The organism is Caulobacter vibrioides (genome assembly GCF_002858865.1).
GTDB classification, from domain to species: domain Bacteria; phylum Pseudomonadota; class Alphaproteobacteria; order Caulobacterales; family Caulobacteraceae; genus Caulobacter; species Caulobacter vibrioides.
Genome location: NZ_PJRR01000012.1, coordinates 91980 through 108670, shown reverse-complemented (window position 1 = coordinate 108670; position 16691 = coordinate 91980). Strand labels below are relative to the sequence as shown.

General features: G+C 66.6%; 21 protein-coding genes. 14 read left to right on the top strand and 7 right to left on the bottom strand.

Going from position 1 to position 16691, the window contains the following annotated elements:
• Positions 1–19: 19 nt before the first annotated feature.
• Entirely contained in the window at positions 20–505 is a 486-nt protein-coding gene (tadA, locus tag CVUC_RS07085; RefSeq protein WP_096032238.1) for a tRNA adenosine(34) deaminase TadA, read from the top strand.
• Here the strand turns inward: tadA and CVUC_RS07080 are convergent.
• The gene (locus CVUC_RS07080) at positions 502–918 is read right to left on the bottom strand and encodes a hypothetical protein (protein ID WP_096032239.1); all 417 of its coding nucleotides are present in this window, start codon (positions 916–918) and stop codon (positions 502–504) included. The genes tadA and CVUC_RS07080 overlap by 4 nt on opposite strands.
• A 128-nt stretch (positions 919–1046) precedes the next feature.
• Here CVUC_RS07080 and pseB point away from each other — a divergent pair, with 128 nt between their 5' ends.
• Positions 1047–2084, top strand: a complete 1038-nt coding sequence (gene pseB, locus CVUC_RS07075) for a UDP-N-acetylglucosamine 4,6-dehydratase (inverting) (RefSeq protein WP_012639918.1) — start codon at positions 1047–1049, stop codon at positions 2082–2084.
• The gene (gene pseC / locus CVUC_RS07070; RefSeq protein ID WP_164468042.1) at positions 2081–3241 is read left to right on the top strand and encodes a UDP-4-amino-4,6-dideoxy-N-acetyl-beta-L-altrosamine transaminase; all 1161 of its coding nucleotides are present in this window, start codon (positions 2081–2083) and stop codon (positions 3239–3241) included. The genes pseB and pseC overlap by 4 nt, the downstream gene beginning before the upstream one ends.
• Here the strand turns inward: pseC and CVUC_RS07065 are convergent.
• Positions 3238–3513: a hypothetical protein gene (locus CVUC_RS07065; protein ID WP_010918124.1), complete on the bottom strand. Its 276-nt coding sequence runs from the start codon at positions 3511–3513 to the stop codon at positions 3238–3240. The two genes, pseC and CVUC_RS07065, sit on opposite strands and share 4 nt — an antisense overlap.
• Before the next feature lie 62 nt (positions 3514–3575).
• Positions 3576–5273, bottom strand: a complete 1698-nt coding sequence (locus CVUC_RS07060; RefSeq protein ID WP_096032241.1) for a hypothetical protein — start codon at positions 5271–5273, stop codon at positions 3576–3578.
• A 216-nt stretch (positions 5274–5489) separates the two neighbouring features.
• Here CVUC_RS07060 and CVUC_RS07055 point away from each other — a divergent pair, with 216 nt between their 5' ends.
• The 5 genes from CVUC_RS07055 to CVUC_RS07035 all read left to right on the top strand — a co-directional run bounded on the left by CVUC_RS07055 (position 5490) and on the right by CVUC_RS07035 (position 8965).
• Positions 5490–6197 (top strand): response regulator transcription factor, encoded by a 708-nt coding sequence (locus CVUC_RS07055; protein ID WP_096032242.1) that lies wholly within the window; start codon positions 5490–5492, stop codon positions 6195–6197.
• Entirely contained in the window at positions 6172–7776 is a 1605-nt protein-coding gene (locus CVUC_RS07050) for an ATP-binding protein (protein WP_010918127.1), read from the top strand. The genes CVUC_RS07055 and CVUC_RS07050 overlap by 26 nt, the downstream gene beginning before the upstream one ends.
• Positions 7773–8207, top strand: coding sequence for an HPr kinase/phosphorylase (locus tag CVUC_RS07045; RefSeq protein ID WP_096032243.1), 435 nt, complete (start codon positions 7773–7775; stop codon positions 8205–8207). Before CVUC_RS07050 ends, CVUC_RS07045 begins: the two co-directional genes overlap by 4 nt.
• 75 nt (positions 8208–8282) lie before the next feature.
• Entirely contained in the window at positions 8283–8690 is a 408-nt protein-coding gene (locus CVUC_RS07040) for a PTS sugar transporter subunit IIA (RefSeq protein WP_012639920.1), read from the top strand.
• The gene (locus CVUC_RS07035; RefSeq protein ID WP_010918130.1) at positions 8687–8965 is read left to right on the top strand and encodes an HPr family phosphocarrier protein; all 279 of its coding nucleotides are present in this window, start codon (positions 8687–8689) and stop codon (positions 8963–8965) included. The genes CVUC_RS07040 and CVUC_RS07035 overlap by 4 nt, the downstream gene beginning before the upstream one ends.
• A gap of 239 nt (positions 8966–9204) precedes the next feature.
• Here CVUC_RS07035 and CVUC_RS07030 read toward each other — a convergent pair whose 3' ends face one another.
• Together CVUC_RS07030 and CVUC_RS07025 are read right to left on the bottom strand one after the other, a co-directional pair.
• On the bottom strand, positions 9205–9309 hold the full coding sequence (locus CVUC_RS07030; RefSeq protein ID WP_010918131.1) for a hypothetical protein: 105 nt from the start codon (positions 9307–9309) through the stop codon (positions 9205–9207).
• Between the two features lie 67 nt (positions 9310–9376).
• Positions 9377–9775, bottom strand: a complete 399-nt coding sequence (locus CVUC_RS07025) for a hypothetical protein (RefSeq protein ID WP_164468263.1) — start codon at positions 9773–9775, stop codon at positions 9377–9379.
• 142 nt (positions 9776–9917) lie between these two features.
• Here CVUC_RS07025 and CVUC_RS07020 point away from each other — a divergent pair, with 142 nt between their 5' ends.
• The 3 genes from CVUC_RS07020 to CVUC_RS07010 are packed head-to-tail and all read left to right on the top strand — an operon-like array spanning position 9918 to position 11702.
• On the top strand, positions 9918–10559 hold the full coding sequence (locus tag CVUC_RS07020; RefSeq protein ID WP_096032245.1) for an HAD-IA family hydrolase: 642 nt from the start codon (positions 9918–9920) through the stop codon (positions 10557–10559).
• A gap of 28 nt (positions 10560–10587) precedes the next feature.
• Entirely contained in the window at positions 10588–10872 is a 285-nt protein-coding gene (locus CVUC_RS07015) for a 4a-hydroxytetrahydrobiopterin dehydratase (protein WP_010918134.1), read from the top strand.
• A 44-nt stretch (positions 10873–10916) separates the two neighbouring features.
• Complete coding sequence (locus CVUC_RS07010) at positions 10917–11702, top strand: SDR family oxidoreductase (RefSeq protein WP_010918135.1); 786 nt, start codon at positions 10917–10919, stop codon at positions 11700–11702.
• A gap of 141 nt (positions 11703–11843) precedes the next feature.
• Here CVUC_RS07010 and spdR read toward each other — a convergent pair whose 3' ends face one another.
• Both spdR and CVUC_RS07000 read right to left on the bottom strand, forming a co-directional pair.
• Positions 11844–12401 carry a stationary phase response regulator transcription factor SpdR gene (gene spdR, locus CVUC_RS07005; RefSeq protein ID WP_010918136.1) on the bottom strand — a complete coding sequence of 186 codons (558 nt, stop codon included), beginning with the start codon at positions 12399–12401 and terminating at the stop codon, positions 11844–11846.
• Between the two features lie 77 nt (positions 12402–12478).
• Positions 12479–13879, bottom strand: a complete 1401-nt coding sequence (locus tag CVUC_RS07000) for an ActS/PrrB/RegB family redox-sensitive histidine kinase (protein WP_096032246.1) — start codon at positions 13877–13879, stop codon at positions 12479–12481.
• 56 nt (positions 13880–13935) lie between these two features.
• On the opposite strand from CVUC_RS07000, the gene CVUC_RS06995 reads away from it, so the two are divergent.
• The 3 genes from CVUC_RS06995 to CVUC_RS06985 all read left to right on the top strand — a co-directional run bounded on the left by CVUC_RS06995 (position 13936) and on the right by CVUC_RS06985 (position 16637).
• The gene (locus tag CVUC_RS06995; RefSeq protein WP_096032247.1) at positions 13936–14526 is read left to right on the top strand and encodes an SCO family protein; all 591 of its coding nucleotides are present in this window, start codon (positions 13936–13938) and stop codon (positions 14524–14526) included.
• Positions 14527–14606: 80 nt separating this feature from the next.
• The gene (locus CVUC_RS06990; RefSeq protein WP_024265522.1) at positions 14607–15869 is read left to right on the top strand and encodes a polyhydroxyalkanoate depolymerase; all 1263 of its coding nucleotides are present in this window, start codon (positions 14607–14609) and stop codon (positions 15867–15869) included.
• A gap of 48 nt (positions 15870–15917) precedes the next feature.
• Complete coding sequence (locus tag CVUC_RS06985; protein ID WP_096032248.1) at positions 15918–16637, top strand: SprT family zinc-dependent metalloprotease; 720 nt, start codon at positions 15918–15920, stop codon at positions 16635–16637.
• The last annotated feature ends 54 nt before the right edge of the window (positions 16638–16691 follow it).

Sequence of the window (16691 nt, the reverse complement as noted above, 5' to 3'; positions counted from 1 at the left end):
GATGGGCTTTCGGTTTCTAATGCGCACTGATGAGAGCGAGGATCAAGACCACCGCATGATGCGCCTGGCGCTCGACGCCGCGCGCGCGGCAGCCGAGGCCGGCGAAACGCCGGTCGGAGCGGTGATCCTGGATCCCCGCACGGGCGAGGTGATCGCGACCGCCGGCAACGGCCCGATCGCGGCCCATGACCCCACCGCCCACGCCGAGATCGCCGCCATGCGCGCGGCGGCCGCCAAGCTCGGCAACTACCGCCTGACGGACCTGACGCTGGTGGTGACCCTGGAGCCCTGCGCCATGTGCGCCGGGGCGATCAGCCATGCGCGGATCGGGCGGGTGGTGTTCGGGGCCGACGACCCGAAGGGCGGCGCCGTGGTGCATGGTCCGAAATTCTTCGCCCAACCGACCTGCCATTGGCGGCCCGAGGTGACCGGCGGCGTCCTGGCCGACGAGAGCGCGGATCTGTTGCGCGGCTTCTTTCGCGCGCGCCGCAAGGCCAAGATCTAGTTGACCATCGCCGAGGTCAGCAGAACCTTCGAGCCCGGCTTGCCCAGCACCTGGTCGGCGGTCTTCTGCAACTCGCGGCCCATATGATCGATGTCCGGCGGCGCGCCGCCGCGCAGGCCGGCGGCGTAGACCATCAAGGTCTGGGCGAAGGCTGCGCGCAAGCGGGGCGTCGAGGCCTGGGCGCGTTCCATCAGCTTGGCGTCCTTGATCTCCAGGCCCGTCTCGACCGTCATCACGCCACGACGACCATCGCGTCGCAGGATGACGGCGTTGATCGGCGCCAGCGCGAAATAGGTGACCTGCTCTTTCTTGTCGTCCTTGCCCTTGCCGGCGAGGGCCGGCGTGGGCGCGAGCAGGGGAGCCGTGGAAAGCACGGCCAGCAGGGCGAGGGACAGAAGGCGATCTCGGCGCATATCGCCTTGTAGCGCGACGTGGTTGACGTCCTCTTTACGTGTGGTGGCGCATCAAGGGGCGTTAACCACGAATCGTGGCCGCGCCTCCGAACCGGGTTGAGCGTCGGCAGCGTCGCAGGAGGCTGAACTTGGGTCGCTTTTCTCCCAAATCCCTCGATCTGGACGGCAAGGTGATCCTGGTCACCGGCGGCACCGGCTCTTTCGGGCGGCGCTTCATCGAGACCGTGCTCCGCCGCTATGACCCCCGGAAGGTCATTGTCTATTCCCGCGACGAATTGAAGCAGAGCGACATGCAGATCGAGCTGCGCGAGCAGTTCGACGAGGCGACCGTCGCCAAGATGCGCTTCTTCCTCGGCGACGTGCGCGATCGCGAGCGCCTGACCCTGGCCCTGCGCGGGGTCGATATCGTCATCCACGCCGCGGCGCTGAAACAGGTGCCGGCGGCCGAGTACAATCCCTCGGAGTGCATCCACACCAACGTGCTGGGCGCCGAGAACGTGGTCTGGGCCAGCCTGGCCAATGCGGTAAAGCAGGTTGTGGCCCTGTCCACCGACAAGGCCTGCAATCCGACTAACCTCTATGGCGCGACGAAGCTGGCCTCGGACAAGACCTTCGTGGCGGCCAACAACCTGTCGGGCGACATCGGCACGCGCTTCTGCGTCGTGCGTTACGGCAATGTCGTCGGCTCGCGCGGTAGCGTGGTGCCCCTCTATCGCCGTCTGCTGAGCCAGGGCGCGACGGAGCTGCCGGTCACCGACCCGCGCATGACCCGCTTCTGGATCACGCTGAACGAGGGCGTCGATTTTGTGCTCTCGTCGCTGACCATGATGCGTGGCGGCGAGATCTTCGTGCCGAAGATCCCCTCGATGGCCATGCCGGATCTCGTCAAGGCGATGTCGTCGACGGCCGCCATGAAGGTGATCGGTATCCGTCCCGGCGAGAAGCTGCACGAGATCATGATCAGCGCTGACGACGCCCGATCGACCGTGGAGTTCGACGACCGCTACGCCATCGAGCCCAACTTCGCCGAGTTCGGTCGTGAGCCCTACGCCGCCTCCGACGGCGCCAAGCCGGTCGCCGAGGATTTCTCGTACAGCAGCGACAACAACCACGATTGGCTCAGCCCCGAGGGTCTGCTGGCCATGCTGGAGGAGAAGGCCACGTGACGGGCGGCTTTCTCCCCTACGGCCGGCAGACGATCGAGGAGGACGATATCGCCGCCGTGGCGGAGGCCCTGCGTGGCGATTTCCTGACCACCGGTCCGACGGTCGAGGCCTTCGAGACCGCCTTCGCCGCCAAGGTCGGCGCCGATCACGCGATCGCCGTTTCCAACGGTACGGCGACCCTGCATCTGGCGATGATGGCGCTGGGCATAGGAGAGGGGGATGTCTGCGTCGCCCCGTCCGTCACCTTTCTGGCCACCGCCAATTGCGCCCGGTATGTGGGCGCCGAGGTCGTCTTCGCCGACGTCGATCCCGACAGTGGCCTGATGACGCCCGACACGCTGGCTCGGGCCCTGGCCGGCGCGCGCGACAAGCGCGTCAAGGCGGTGCTGCCGGTGCACCTGCGTGGCGACGTCTGCGATCTGCCCGCGCTCAAGGCCATGGCCAGCGCCTCGGGCGCGGTGCTCGTCGAGGACGCCCCGCACGCCCTGGGCTCGATCGCCACCTTCGACGGTGTCGCCCACCCGGTCGGCGACGGCGCCTATTCCAGCTTCGCCAGCTTCTCGTTTCACCCGGTCAAGACGCTCGCCACGGGTGAGGGCGGCATGCTGACCACCAACGATCCCGCCCTGGCCGCCAAGGCGCGCTTGCTGCGCTCACATGGCATGGTGCGCCAGCCGGGCGGCGACCCGTGGTGGTACGAGATGCCGGAGCTGGGCTTCAACTACCGCATCCCCGACGTGCTCTGCGCGCTGGGCCTGTCGCAGCTTGCGAAACTGGACCGGTTCGTTGCGCGACGTCGCGACCTGACGGCGCTTTATGCGCGCCTGCTGGCGGAGCGCGCGCCGCGCGCGCGGCTGGCGACCAGCCCCGACCATTCGGACGCCGCGCTGCACCTGTTGACCGTGCTGATCGATTTCGAGGCCGAGGGAATCTCGCGGCGCACCGTTGTCGAGAGCCTCAAGACCCAGGGCGTCGGGACCCAGGTCCACTACATTCCGGTCCATCGCCAGCCCTACTACGCCCAACGCTATGGTGTCGCCGATCTGCCCGGCGCGGACGCCTGGTACGCGCGCTGCCTGACGCTGCCGCTCTATCCGGCGATGACCAACGGCGACGTCGAGCGCGTGGTCAACGCCCTGGCCACAGTTCTCGGTTAACCTCGTGACTTCGCGGGGCGGCCCTTGAAGTAGGCCAGCGGAAACACCGTGCCGAAGCAGACGGTCATGGCGCCCAAAACCAGGACGAACGGCGGGACGCCAGGCGCGAGTTTGGCGATGGCCATCATCCCCGTGATCGGTCCGACGATCAGGAGAGCCGTAGCCAACCAGCCTTGCCAGCGGATCGGCCAAGCCGAAAAGCGGCCTGCGGTCAGGACGTATTCGAACCAGACGTCTTTAGCGCGTTCGTCCTGACGGGGGCGTTGCGTCATGCGGACCGATCTCCTCAGCCTTCAGCCTTGGGGAGATATTCGCGTGACGTGCAAGTTCTGCGTCAAGCCGCGTGGCTCAGCAGGCTCTTGATCAGATCCATGGTCTGGGGCGAATTCGTCAACTGCTCGCGGGAGCTGGGGTCCTTGGCCAGCTTCAGGGCCTCGAACCGCGCCTTGTCGGCCACCGGACCGGTGGGACCGGCCTCGCCCATGGCCAGCTTGGCCAGAAGCTGCAGGCGATGGGGCAGGGGCGCCGGCGCGCGCACGAGCATGGTCAAAAGGCGCGTATCGCCCTCGATCAGACCGCCGATCTCGCCCAGCTTGGCGCAAAGCGGTTCATAATCCTCGCGCACAAGGCCTGATCGGGACAGGGAGCGCTGAAGCGCCGCGAGGTGGCTGAGCTTGGCGACCGGCGAGTCCGGGCCTTGCCGCATTTCCTTTTCGAACCGCATCGCGCTGATGTTGGCGTTCAGCCAGCGCGAGGCGTTGCGCTTGTTGACCGCGCCCATGACGTTCTCGGCCAGGCGGATCAACATCTTGATCTCTTCATGCGCCGAGCGGTCGCGGCCGAGCAAAGCCTCGATGAAGTCGCCGTTCAGCAGGGTCTTGGAGCGGGTCGTGAAGGCGACCTGGATGTCTTCGCCTTGCAAGATGCGCCCGGCGGCGGCGGTCAGGCCCATGGCCAGCGCGCGCAGATATTCGATCTCGGCCTCGGCATCTTGCGGCTTGAGGCGGCGCACGCCGTTGAGCTCGGTCAGCACGCGCTGGGCGATGGCCTTGCGCACGCTGGGAAAGTGGTCCTCGGCCAGCCATTCGCTGAGGCGGCGCGCCGTGCCCGAAAGGTCAGGCATGCAGGCGCGGACGCCCGGCTCGATCTTGATCAGAGCCTCCACCGCCGCGCCGCCTGTCAGGCGGGTCATGGCGGCCAGGGTGGCGCCCAGGTCGTCCTTGGTGTCGAGAAGGTCGGCCATGCCGGCGCGCGAGCCGATGATCTCAGCGAGCGGCGTCTCGATGGCCTGCAAGGCCGCGACGCGTGCGCGGGGCTCGGCGGGCGCGGCGTCGGCGAGGTCCAGCAGGCGGGCGATCTTGTCGGACCAGTTGGTGGCGGGCGCGATCGACGCGGCGACGCCGGCGCCCAGCAGGAAGGCGCGATCGGGATCGGCGACCAGGCGCTCGGCGGCCCTGGCGAAGCCTTCCTTGTCGAGGTCGGGAAGCGCGCCCTTCTTGAACGCCTTCATCAGGTTGGCGATGGTGCGCTCGACCAGCCCGTGGAAGTGGCGCATGACCTCGTGCACGGACTGTCCGCGCGCTTCGGCCTCGGGAATGGCGATCTTTTGCAGCGCGTGCTGAAGGTCCGTGCCCGACGCTTCCAGCTTTTCGACCAGGTCGGGTCGGTGCAGCAGTTCGAACGGCGTGGCCTTGTGGCGGCTCAGCCAGCCTTCCAGCAGGCGACCGATCCGATCGCGGGCGTGGGCGGTGTAGAGATCGGCCGGCTGGACGCAGAGCGGATCGCGGTCCTCGACCTCCTTCTTGGGCTTACCGCCGTCGACGAGGCCCTTGGTGAAGATCGAGATCGACTTGTACTCGCCGGTGGACGGGTCGAGCGTCTCCTTGGTCACCCGCGAGGCGACCGCGCGGTTCTGGGTCAGGACGTCTTCAGCCACCTGCAAGGCGTGCGCGCGGTTTTCAGTGGCGATTTCCAGCGTCCACTGCGCGCCGACCTTGCGTCGGACAAAAAGCTCGTAATGGACTTGGCCCATGCCCTACCCGCTCCAGGAGCGATAACTATGGCGTACGAGACCTTAAGGCGAGGTTGAGGATAATTTCTGGTGACCCGTGCGCCGCAATCGCGCCTTTCTCGAGCCGCAAAGCGTCGCCAGAAGCAGGGAAAGCTTTACCGCGCCGTGCGTTGAAGCTGTGACGCCCGACCGATAGGATCGGGCGAACACGGAAGGTGAAGGACACGTATCGACCCGATGGCCGCGATCACGCTCATTGACGACGACGAGAACATCGTCGCTTCGGTCTCGCTGGCCCTGGAGAGCCATGGCCATACCGTGAAGGCCTATTACGACGGCGCCTCCGGGCTGGAAGCGGTGGAGGCCAGTCCGCCGGACCTGGTGATCCTGGACGTGAAGATGCCGCGCATGGACGGCATGGAAGTGCTGCGCCGCCTGCGTCAGACGTCCGAGATCCCCGTGATCATGTTGACCTCCAAGGACGACGAGATCGACGAGATCCTCGGTTTCAACCTCGGCGCCGACGACTACATGCACAAGCCGTTCAGCCAGCGGCTGTTGTTGGAACGGGTCAAGGCCGTCCTGCGGCGGGCGCGCCCCGAGGAGGAGGACGCCGCGTCCGCCGCCGGCGCGGCCGGCTCCAAGGTGATGAAGCGCGGCAAGCTCACGCTCGACCCTGCGCGCCACGACAGCCTTTGGGACGGCAGGCCCGTCCGCCTGACCGTGACGGAGTTCCTACTGCTGCAGGCCCTGGCCCAGCGCCCGGGCTTCGTGAAGAGCCGCGACAACCTGATGGACGCCGCCTACGACGATCAGGTCTATGTCGACGACCGCACGATCGACAGCCACATCAAGCGCATGCGCAAGAAGTTCCGTCAGGTCGACCCGGAATTCGACTCCATCGAGACCCTGTACGGCGTTGGCTACCGTTATCGCGAAGCCTGAGGCGATCGCGCCCGAGCCCAAGCGGCGCTTCACCTGGCCGCGCGGGTCGCGGCTGGGGCGGCTGATCGTTGTCCTGAACGTCGTGGCCCTGGCGATCGTCATCGTCGGGGCCTTGATCCTCAACGAGCTGCGCAACGGCCTGGTCAATGCGCGGATCGACAGCCTGTCGACCCAGGGCGAGCTGATCGCCAACGTCATCGACCAGTCGGCCACGGTCGGTGAGCCCGAGCCGGCGCTGGACCCCTACACGGCCAGCCAGATCTTCCAGCTGTTGTTCATTCCGCGCTCGCAACGCGCGCGGCTGTTCGACGCCCAAGGCAAGGCGCTGGCTGACTCGTTCGTGGTGGCCGATCGGGTCGACTGGAAGGTTCTGCCGCCGGCCCGAAAGCCGGATCAGAAGGACGATGACGCGCGGACGACGCCCGATCGCGCCGCGAAGGCCAAACGCGCCCAGGAGGCTTTGGCCAACGAGATCGCTCAGGCCATGCGCGGCCGAACCGTCGCGGGCACCCGGATCGCCGAAAACGGCGAGCGGGTCGTGTCGGTGTCCATCCCGATCCAACATGTGAAGGCGGTGTTGGGCGTCCTGACACTGGAGGCCAGCGACGTCGACGAGATTATCGCCGCCCAGCGCAAGGCTCTGCTGCCGTTCATCGCGGTGGCCATGCTGGCGATCCTGACCTCCAGCGTCCTGCTGCACAGGCTGATCGCCGTGCCGGTTCTGCGCCTGGCCCGTGCGGCGGACCATGTGCGCCTGCAAGGCGCTCGCGCCATCTCGCTTCCCGACCTCTCGGAACGGAAAGACGAGCTGGGCGACCTGTCACGCTCGCTGGAGGACATGACCCATTCGCTGTCCGAGCGGATGGACGCCATCGAGCGCTTCGCCGCCGACGTCGCGCACGAGATCAAGAATCCGCTGACGTCGATCCGCTCGGCGATCGAGACCCTGGACCTCGTCACCGAGCCGGCCGCCCGCGCGAGGCTGCTGGCCATCCTGCAGAACGACGTCAATCGCCTGGACCGGCTCGTCACCGACATCTCCAACGCCTCGCGCCTCGACGCGGAGCTGTCGCGCGAGCATCCCAAGGCGCTCGATCTGGGGCGTCTTTTGACGGAGGTGGTGAGCCTTTACGAGAACCAGTGGCGTCCCGGCGACGCGCCGGGCAGCGTGCGCGTGTCCCTCAGTCTGGCGGACCCCTCACAACCGGCGATCATCCTGGGGCGCGAGACGCCGATCGGGCAGGTGTTCCGCAACCTGATCGACAATGCGCGCTCATTCAGCCCGGCCGACGGCGAGGTGCGCGTGACCTTGTCGCGGACCCGGGGCGGGCTGATCGCGGCTGTCGAGGACGACGGGCCGGGCATGCCGCCCGAAAACCTCGAGACCATCTTCGAGCGATTTTACACCTCGCGCCCCAAGGGACGGGCGTTCGGCGGCAATTCGGGCCTGGGCCTGTCGATCGCCCGTCAGATCGTCGAGACCCATGGCGGTACGGTCCACGCCGAGAACCGCAAGGACGCGAACGGGGCGGTGGTCGGCGCCCGCTTCGTCGTCGAGTTGCCGGACGCGCGCGAATGATCCGCCACGGCGGCCTGATCGCTCTGCGCCACCAAGGGCTTTGGCGCGGCGCGCTGATCGAAGGCCCGTCGGGCGCCGGCAAAAGCGACCTGGCCCTGCGCGCTCTGGATCAGGGCTTCCGTCTTGTCGCCGATGATCGCGTCGTGACTTTCGCTGCGGGCGGGCGCCTCTACGGACGCGCGCCCGAGACCTTGGCGGGCCTCATCGAGGTGCGCGGGCTCGGCGTGGTCACCGCCGCCGCCGTTTCCTTCGCGGAGATCGCGCTGGTCATCCGCTGCGTCGACACTCCAGGCCGGGTCGAAAGACTGCCCGAGCCCCGTTTCGAGCAGATTGCGGGCGTGGATGTTCCCGTTTTCGACCTGTGGCCGCCAGAACCCGCCGCGCCGGCGAAAATCAGACGCATGATGCAGTCTCTTGGAGTCCAATCCTAACGGGCGTATCAAGACCGCCCGCGCGACACTCTCCCGGTCGTGGCGGGAATGGGGATCCCGTTTGAGATACAAGGCATGATCGGGCTCGTGATTGTGACGCACGGGCGTCTGGCGGAAGAATTCGTCTCCGCTATGGAGCATGTCGTGGGGCCGCAGGCCGCCGTAAAGGCGATCTGTATCGGTCCGGAAGACGACATGGAGCGTCGCCGCGCGGACATCCTGAAGGCGTGCGCGGCCGTCGATGAGGGCGGCGACGGCGTCATCCTGCTGACCGACATGTTCGGCGGGACGCCCAGCAACCTGGCCATCTCGGTGATGGAGCAGACCAAGGCCGAGGTGATCGCGGGCCTCAACCTGCCCATGCTCATCAAGCTGGCCAGCGTGCGCCAGCGCGAGACGTTGCAGGCCTGTGTCGCTCACGCCCAGGAGGCTGGACGCAAGTACATCTCCGTGGCCTCCTACGTGCTCGCCGGAGAAAAGTGACGGGCATGGCTTCAAGAACGGTCGAGATCGTCAACGAGCGGGGATTGCACGCCCGGGCCTCGGCCAAGTTCGTGAAGATGGCGTCAGGCTTCGACGCCGAGGTGACCGTCAGTCGCGAAGGCGCGTCCGTCGATGCGCGATCGATCATGGGTCTGATGATGCTCGCGGCCGGCATTGGCTCGACCATCGACATCAGCGCCGAGGGGCCCGAAGCCGAAGCCGCGATCGAAGCGCTGTGCGAGCTGGTCGGTAACCGGTTCGACGAGGAGCGGTAACCCCCTCCGCCTCCTGAGCCTGTGGACCTTGGGCGGCTCCGTCCAAAACAATCAGAAAGGGCTCTGAATATCTGACTTCAGAGTCCGGTTTCTCGCTTGGATGCTCTCGTCTCTGTCAGACGGGTTCTGGGCTCGACAGGATCGCGGCTCCGGATGTTCCCACCTAACCCGCAGGGCCGGCGATCCTGTTCCCATTTGAAACGAGGCTTTACGCCTCGCGCCGGCGCTCGAAGGCCGGCCTAGTATACAAGGCCGATGCTGCTGACAGCGGCGGCCGCCACGACGAAGACGGCGATCGCCACCAGTTCGTAGGCCTTGAAGAGCGGTTTATTCGGTGTACGCATTTACAGTTCCCCCGTCCCAATTTGGTGCACGTGAACGCGTTTGGCGCAAGGGTGGCGCCATGCCCTTTCAGGGTCTTTTTCCGGGCCAGATCAGGTAGCCGATCCGATCCCGCCCCGCGGCGACGTAGTTGGGCCCATAGGCCCCCGGCGAAGGGCCGTAGCGGTCTTCCGCATACGACTCACGCGCGCCGTAACGGTCATCCTGCGTTTCCACCGCCAAGGGCGCATGGCCATAGCCCCACCGGTCGTGGTCGGACCAGCCGCGATCAGCGCCGCACTCGACGCGTTCCCAACGATAGGCGCCGCCCGGTCCCGTCACCCGCCGGGTCTCGCAACCCCCACCTGCGACGTCGGTCGACAGACGAGGATCGACGTGCCCGCCTCGCTCGGAACCCGCATGGGCGGGCGCCGCAGCCAGGCTGACGGCGGCGAGAACCAGGATGGAAAGGTGGCGAACAACGGGCATGAGCGACTCCTGAATTGTTAACAAAACCTTTCCAAGGCGCCCGTCATCGCCCTTCACCCGATGGGCGAGCTTGCGCATTCCCCGACTTCCCCTGACGCGCATCGCCCGCTAGCCTGCGCTCAAACAAGCGTTTGAGGCGGCGATGGCGGTTGAAGCGGTGATCTGGGATTTCGGTGGGGTGTTCACGACCTCGCCGTTCGAGGCGTTCCGGCGCTACGAGACCGAGCGCGGCTTGCCCAAGGACTTCATCCGCACGGTCAACGCCACTGATCCTGACGCCAACGCCTGGGCTCGGTTCGAGCGTGCGGAGATAGATGCGGTGGCCTTCGACGGCCTGTTCAGACAAGAGGCGCTGCGCCTCGGCCACGATGTGCGCGGGGCTGACGTCTTGCCCTTGCTGTATGGCGATCTGCGGCCTTCGGTCATGGCCGCGCTAAAGACCTGCAAGGCGCAGTTCAAGGTCGGCTGCATCACCAACAATGTGCCGACGGGGCATGGTCCGGGCATGGCCCAGAGCGCTGAAAAGGCCCTGGCGGTCGGCGAGATCATGGCGCTGTTCGACGCTGTGATCGAAAGCTCCAAGGCGGGCGTTCGCAAACCCGATCCCCGCATCTACCAGATGATGTGCGAGTTGCTCGGGGTCGCGCCGGAGGCTTGCATCTATCTCGATGACCTGGGGATCAACTGCAAGCCCGCGGCGGCTCTCGGGATGACGGCGATCAAGGTGTCGGACGAGCGGCAACTGCTCGACGACCTTGCGAAGGCGACCGGATTGGCGTTCTGAGGGGGCAAAGCCCTTTCGGAGAGTCTACATGTCCCGTCCCAGGATCGGCGCCGCCGCCGCGATCACCCAGCTCGAGGGTTGGGCTATCGCCCCGAACCACAAGGACGCCATCGTCAAGACGTTCCGGTTCGACGACTTCAACCAGGCCTTCGGCTTCATGACACGCGTGGCGCTGATGGCCGACAAGCTCGACCATCACCCCGAGTGGTTCAACGTCTACAACCGCGTCGAGGTGCTGCTCACGACGCACGACGCGGACGGCGTCACCGATCTGGACCTCACGCTCGCGAAGTTCATGGACAGCGCCGCCTGAAGAATTCAAACTGCTGTTTGAATTATAATCGGGAGGACGCCGAAATGGCGCAGAGCACGGGCCGGGTCGCCGGCAAGAAGGCCTTCATCACCGGCGGCGCCCAGGGCCTCGGCGCGGCGGCGGGTCGCATGCTGGCCAAGGAGGGCGCCAAGGTCGCCCTGGCCGACATCAATCTGGCCGGCGCCCAAGCCGTGGCCGACGAGATCAACGCCGCTCACGGCGCAGGCACGGCCTTCGCCTTCGAGCTGGACGTCACCCAGGAAGACCAGTGGATCGACGTGCTGGAAAAGGCGACGGCGGCCATGGGCGGCCTGTCGGTGCTGGTCAATAACGCCGGCATCGGCGGCGATGGTCCCATCGAGAGCCTCGACTTCGGGCTCTGGAAGAAGGTCATGTCGGTCAATGTCGACTCGGTGTTCCTGGGCGCCAAGCACGCCCTGACCCACATGCGCGCCCACCAGCCGGGCTCGATCATCAACCTGTCCTCGATCGCCGGCCTGATCGCCAACGGCAACTCGCCCGCCTATAACGCCTCCAAGGCGGCGGTCTGGCTGCTGAGCAAGAACATCGCGCTGTACTGCGCCAAGATGAAGCTCGACATCCGCTCGAACTCCATCCACCCGACCTTCATCGACACCCCGATCCTGGACGGCTTCTCGGCCCGGTTCGGCAAGGAGGAGGCCTTCGCCAAGCTTGCCCGTCAGGTGCCGCTGGGCCGTATCGGCGAGCCGACCGACATCGCCAATGCGGTGCTCTATCTGGCCAGCGACGAGAGCAAGTTCATGACCGGCGCCGAGATCAAGGTCGACGGCGGCATTTCGGCGATGTGATCGAGTTAGAAGTTCCTCCCCCGCGATGCGGGGGAGGTGGCCCAGAGGGCCGGAGGGGTTTAGCTGCACGTTGGCGGAGAAGGCCCCCTCAGTCACTCCGTGACAGCTCCCCCGCATCGCGAGGGAGCAACTTAAACGCTTCTACCGCGGCGCCCGTTTCGCCAGGATCCGCTGCAGGGTCCGGCGGTGCATGTTCAGGCGTCGCGCCGTTTCCGAGACGTTGTGACCGCACATCTCGTAGACCCGCTGGATGTGCTCCCAGCGCACGCGGTCGGCGCTCATCGGATTTTCGGGCGGGGCGGGCGCGGCGTCCTTGGCGGCCAGCAGGGCGCGGGCTACGTCGTCTGCGTCGGCGGGCTTGGACAGATAGTCGACCACCCCGGCCTTCACCGCCGCCACGGCGGTGGCGATGTTGCCGTAGCCCGTCAGCATGATGACCTTGGCGTCGGCCCGGGCGTCCCGCACCGCTTCGACCACCTTCAGACCCGAGCCGTCCTCCAGCCGCATGTCCAGAACAGCATGCGCTGGGGCCTGCGTCCGGAGAATGGTCAGGGCTTCGGCGACCGAGGCGGCCAGGGTCACCTCGAAGCCGCGCTGCTCCAGGGCTCGCCCCAGTCGGGTCCGCAGTGGCGCGTCGTCGTCCAGCAGCAGAAGCGACTTATCCGGCAGCGCCGCAACCAGTTCTCCGATATCCGCCATAAAAGTCAGCGCCTCCCCGCGCTAATACTTGAGCAGACCTAATAACAAATCATACTTTCGCGTTTCCGCATCACAACTCAAGCCCCTGTATGTCCGGGCGCCTCAAGCGCCGGTCTGGGCCAGCGTGCAGACACCACCGCGCCGCCCCGGCGACCATTGCGGAAGTCCACGGTCGCGCCGGTTCGTTCCAACAAGGTCTTGGCGATGAAGAAGCCCAGGCCCATGCCGATATGTCCGGTACGCGAGCCCTCCGCGCCCGGACGAGTCGTGACATAGGGCTCACCCAGTTTCGCCAGCACTTCCGGCGAGAAGCCGGGTCCGTCGTCACGGGCCTCGATCACGATATGGCGGGCGTCAAAGCGCGCGATGACGATCGCCTCGCTACGCGCGAAGTCCACCGCGTTCTCGACGATCGAGGTCATGGCGTGAATGATCTCGGGCCTGCGCCAGATATCCGGCGCGGTTTCGCCGGAGGGACCGTTGACGACGGCCTCGACGCGGATGCCGTGCACGAGATGCGGCTCGATCACGTCCTGCACCAGCTGAACCAGGCTCATGCGCTCGTGAACGGCGTCGGTCGCCTCGGGCATTTCGGTCAGGCGTTGCAGGATCTCGCGACAGCGCGCCGCCTGGCCGATCATCAGCTCGGCGTCCTCGCGCACCTCATCGTTCGGCGCGTTCCTGGCCATCTCGCGGGCGACCACCGAGATCGTGGCGAGCGGCGTTCCCAGTTCGTGCGCGGCGGCCGCGGCGAGGGCTCCGAGCGCCGAGAGGCGCTGCTCCCGCGCCAACACTGTCTCGGTCACGTTCAGCGCCAGCTCCATGCGGGCGGACTCGCTGGCGGCCTGCCATGCGTAGAGACCCGTAAAAACGATCCCGAAGATCCGGGCGAGCACGATGGACCACAACAGATTGGAGTTGGAGAGGTCCGGCAGCGGCCTTCCATCGACGGTCGGCAGCGGCAGGTGGAAGAGCGCCAGCAGGATCGACGACAGAATGGCCATGGCCCCCAACGTCAGGGCATAGCGCGCCGGCAGGGTGGCCGCTGCGAGGGTGACCGGCGCGATCAGCAGCAGCGAGAAGGGATTCTGCGCGCCGCCCGTCAGATAGAACAGGCCCGAGAGCTGCAAGATGTCGAAGGCGATCTGGGCGGTGGCCTCGCCGTCCCGCGCCAGTCTCTGGCCGCTCGAGGCCAGGCCCAGCAGAACGTTCAGCCAGGCCGACAGCGCGATCAGGGTGAAGCACAGCGCCCAGGGCACCTGCAGCTTGAGAACCAGGCCGGCGAAGGTCAGGACGGCCGTTTGGCCCACGACCCACGCCCAGCGCTGAGCCAGCAGGGTGCGCACCCGCAAGCGACCGCGGCGAAGCCCTGGGGCCGTCCAGGACCAGGCGTCGTCTTGCGCCGGCTCGTCGGCCAGCTTATCGAGCCCCTTGTGACGTTGATCGTCGGGCGCTCTCGCAAACGAAACGTCAGCCATGGCCGCAGGATTGTCCAGAATTGCGCGCGTGGCGAGAGTAAAAGGATGAACCGCGCATGCCCCGCCATCGTCTTGTACTCATTCTAGCGTGCGTCTTAGGCCTCGCGGTCGCTGTCGGCCTCGCCTGGAACGTCGGCGTCTTCCGTTCGGAACCCGCCGTGACCGTGGGCGGTCCGTTCGAACTGGTCGACCAGAACGGCGCGCCGACCAGCGAAAAGGCCCTGAAAGGCAAGTGGAGCGCGGTTTTCTTCGGCTTCACCTATTGTCCCGACGTCTGTCCTGGGACGCTGCAGGGTCTGGCGGCCGCGACCGACCAGTTGGGTCCGAAGGCCAAGGACTTCCAGATCGTCTTCATCTCGATCGACCCCGCCCGCGACACCGTGAAGCAGATGAAGGCCTATCTCTCGGCCCCCTATGTGCCGAAGGCCACCCTCGGTCTCACCGGGACCCAGGCGCAGGTGGACGCGGCCGCCAAGGCCTATCGGGTCTACCACGCCAAGGTCGGAGACGGCGTGGACTACACCATGGACCATTCCACGGCGATTTACCTGATGGACCCCAAAGGCCGCTTCAAGACGGTGATCCCCTACAACCTGCCGCCCGACGAGATCGCTCGTCGCATCAAGGATGCGGTTCGCGAGGGCTGATCCGGCGTAAAAATTCGCGATCGGCTGGACTTTGTTAGGCTTCGGCGTGTTATGTTGCGTTGCAACATAGCGGATACGCCATGCTCTACGCCCTGCACGAGGCGGCCTATTACGCCTCCACTCCCATGCGCCTCGCGGCGCTGGCGGCCCGGGACTTCTGGGGATCGCCGCTGAACCCGGCCGCTGACTCGGCCGTCGGTCGGCGCATGCACGCCGGCGCCGACCTGTTCGCCAACGTCACGCGGCGCTACGGCAAGCCGAAGTGGAACATCGACAAGGTCAAGGTCGGCCAGGTCGACGTCCGCGTCCGCCCGACCGTGGTCTGGGAAAGCCCCTGGGCGCGCCTGGTCCAGTTCGATCGCGACATGGCTGACATGCGCCGGGCGGGGAAGTTCTCGCTGGATCCGGCGGTGCTGATCGTCGCGCCGCTGTCGGGCCACTACGCCACCCTGCTGCGCGGCACGGTCGAGGCCTTCCTGCCCGACCACGCCGTCTTCATCGTCGACTGGGTCAACGCCCGCGAAGTCTCGGTCCTGGAGGGCCGCTTCGACTTCCACGACTATATCGACCACGTCATCCAAATGCTGGAGGTGCTGGGCCCGCGTCCGAACGTGGTGGCCGTGTGCCAGCCAGGACCGCCGGTCCTCGCCGCCGCCGCCTTGATGGCCGAGCAGAACCATCCGTCGCGTCCGGCCAGCATGACCTTCATGGGCTCGCCGATCGACGCGCGCCTGTCGCCGACCGTCACCAACCAGCTGGCCGAGGAAAAGCCGTTCACCTGGTTCCAGTCGAACATGATCTACAACGTGCCGCCGCCTTATGCGGGCGCAGGAAGGCGCGTCTATCCGGGCTTCGTCCAGCTGGCCAGCTTCATGAGCATGAACGCCGACCGCCACCAGGAAGCCCATCGTCGCTATTTCAACCACCTGGTCAGTGGCGACGGCGACAGCGCCGACAAGCACCTGGAGTTCTACGACGAGTACCTGTCGGTGCTGGACCTGACCGAGGAGTTCTATCTCCAGACCATCGATATCGTCTTCCAGCAGTATCTGTTGCCCAAGGGCGAGCTGGTGCATCGCGGGACGCGGGTGAAGCCCGAGGTGATCACCGACATTGGCCTGATGACGGTCGAGGGTGAAAACGACGACATCTCCGGCATCGGCCAGACCCAGGCGGCGCACGGCCTGTGCGCGAACATCCCCGAGGACATGAAGCTGGACTATGTCCAGCCCAGCGTCGGCCACTACGGGGTGTTCAACGGGCGGCGGTTCCGCGAGGAGATCTATCCGCGCGTGCGCAAGTTCATCCGGAAATGCGACCCGAACTTCGGCGAGGAAGTCTGACGTAGGGTCGCTCTTGCGGCGAACGCGCGCGCACGCGATCTAGAGGCGATGTTTGCGCGGTCCGCCCAACGCTTTTCCGATGGTGATCGACTTGAGGTCGGCGGCTGGCCGGTGCGACTCAAGGTCGATGGTCGTGCGCGGCGGATTTCGTTGCGGGTCGATCGGGCCAGGTCCGAGATCGTCGCCCTGTCGCCCACCCCGCGCCGGCTGAACGAGGCCGTCGCCTTCGCCCAGGAAAAGGCCGGCTGGATCGCCAAGCAACTGGCGGCCCTGCCCGAGCGCATGAGCCTGGCGCCCGGCGGCGTGCTGCGCCTCAACGACAAGCCCTTCCGCCTGGAGGTCGGCGCCGGCCGCGCCCGGATCGACGGCGACCGCATCGTCGCCCCCGATGACGCCAACTGGGGGCTGAAGGTCATCCGCCTGGCCAAGCGCGAGGCCCTGACCGTCCTGACCGAGCGAACGGCGATCCATGCTGCCGCTCTGGGACGTCCCATGCCGTCGGTGGCCATCGCCGACCCGAAGGCGCGTTGGGGTTCATGCCGCCCGGCGACGTCCCGGGCGCCGGCCGCCATTCGCTATAGCTGGCGTCTGATCCTGGCCCCGGCGGTGGTGGCCGACTACGTCGCCGCCCATGAATGCGCGCATCTGATCGAGGCCAATCACGGGCCGCGCTTCTGGGCGCTGTGCGAACAGCTGATCGGTGATCCGACCCCGCATCGTGCGTGGCTGCGCGCCCACGCGGCGGAACTCCACGCGATCGGAGCTTAGGCGGGCCTAGGCGCGAAAACCTCGTCCTTCGACAAGCTTAGGATAAGGCTTTCG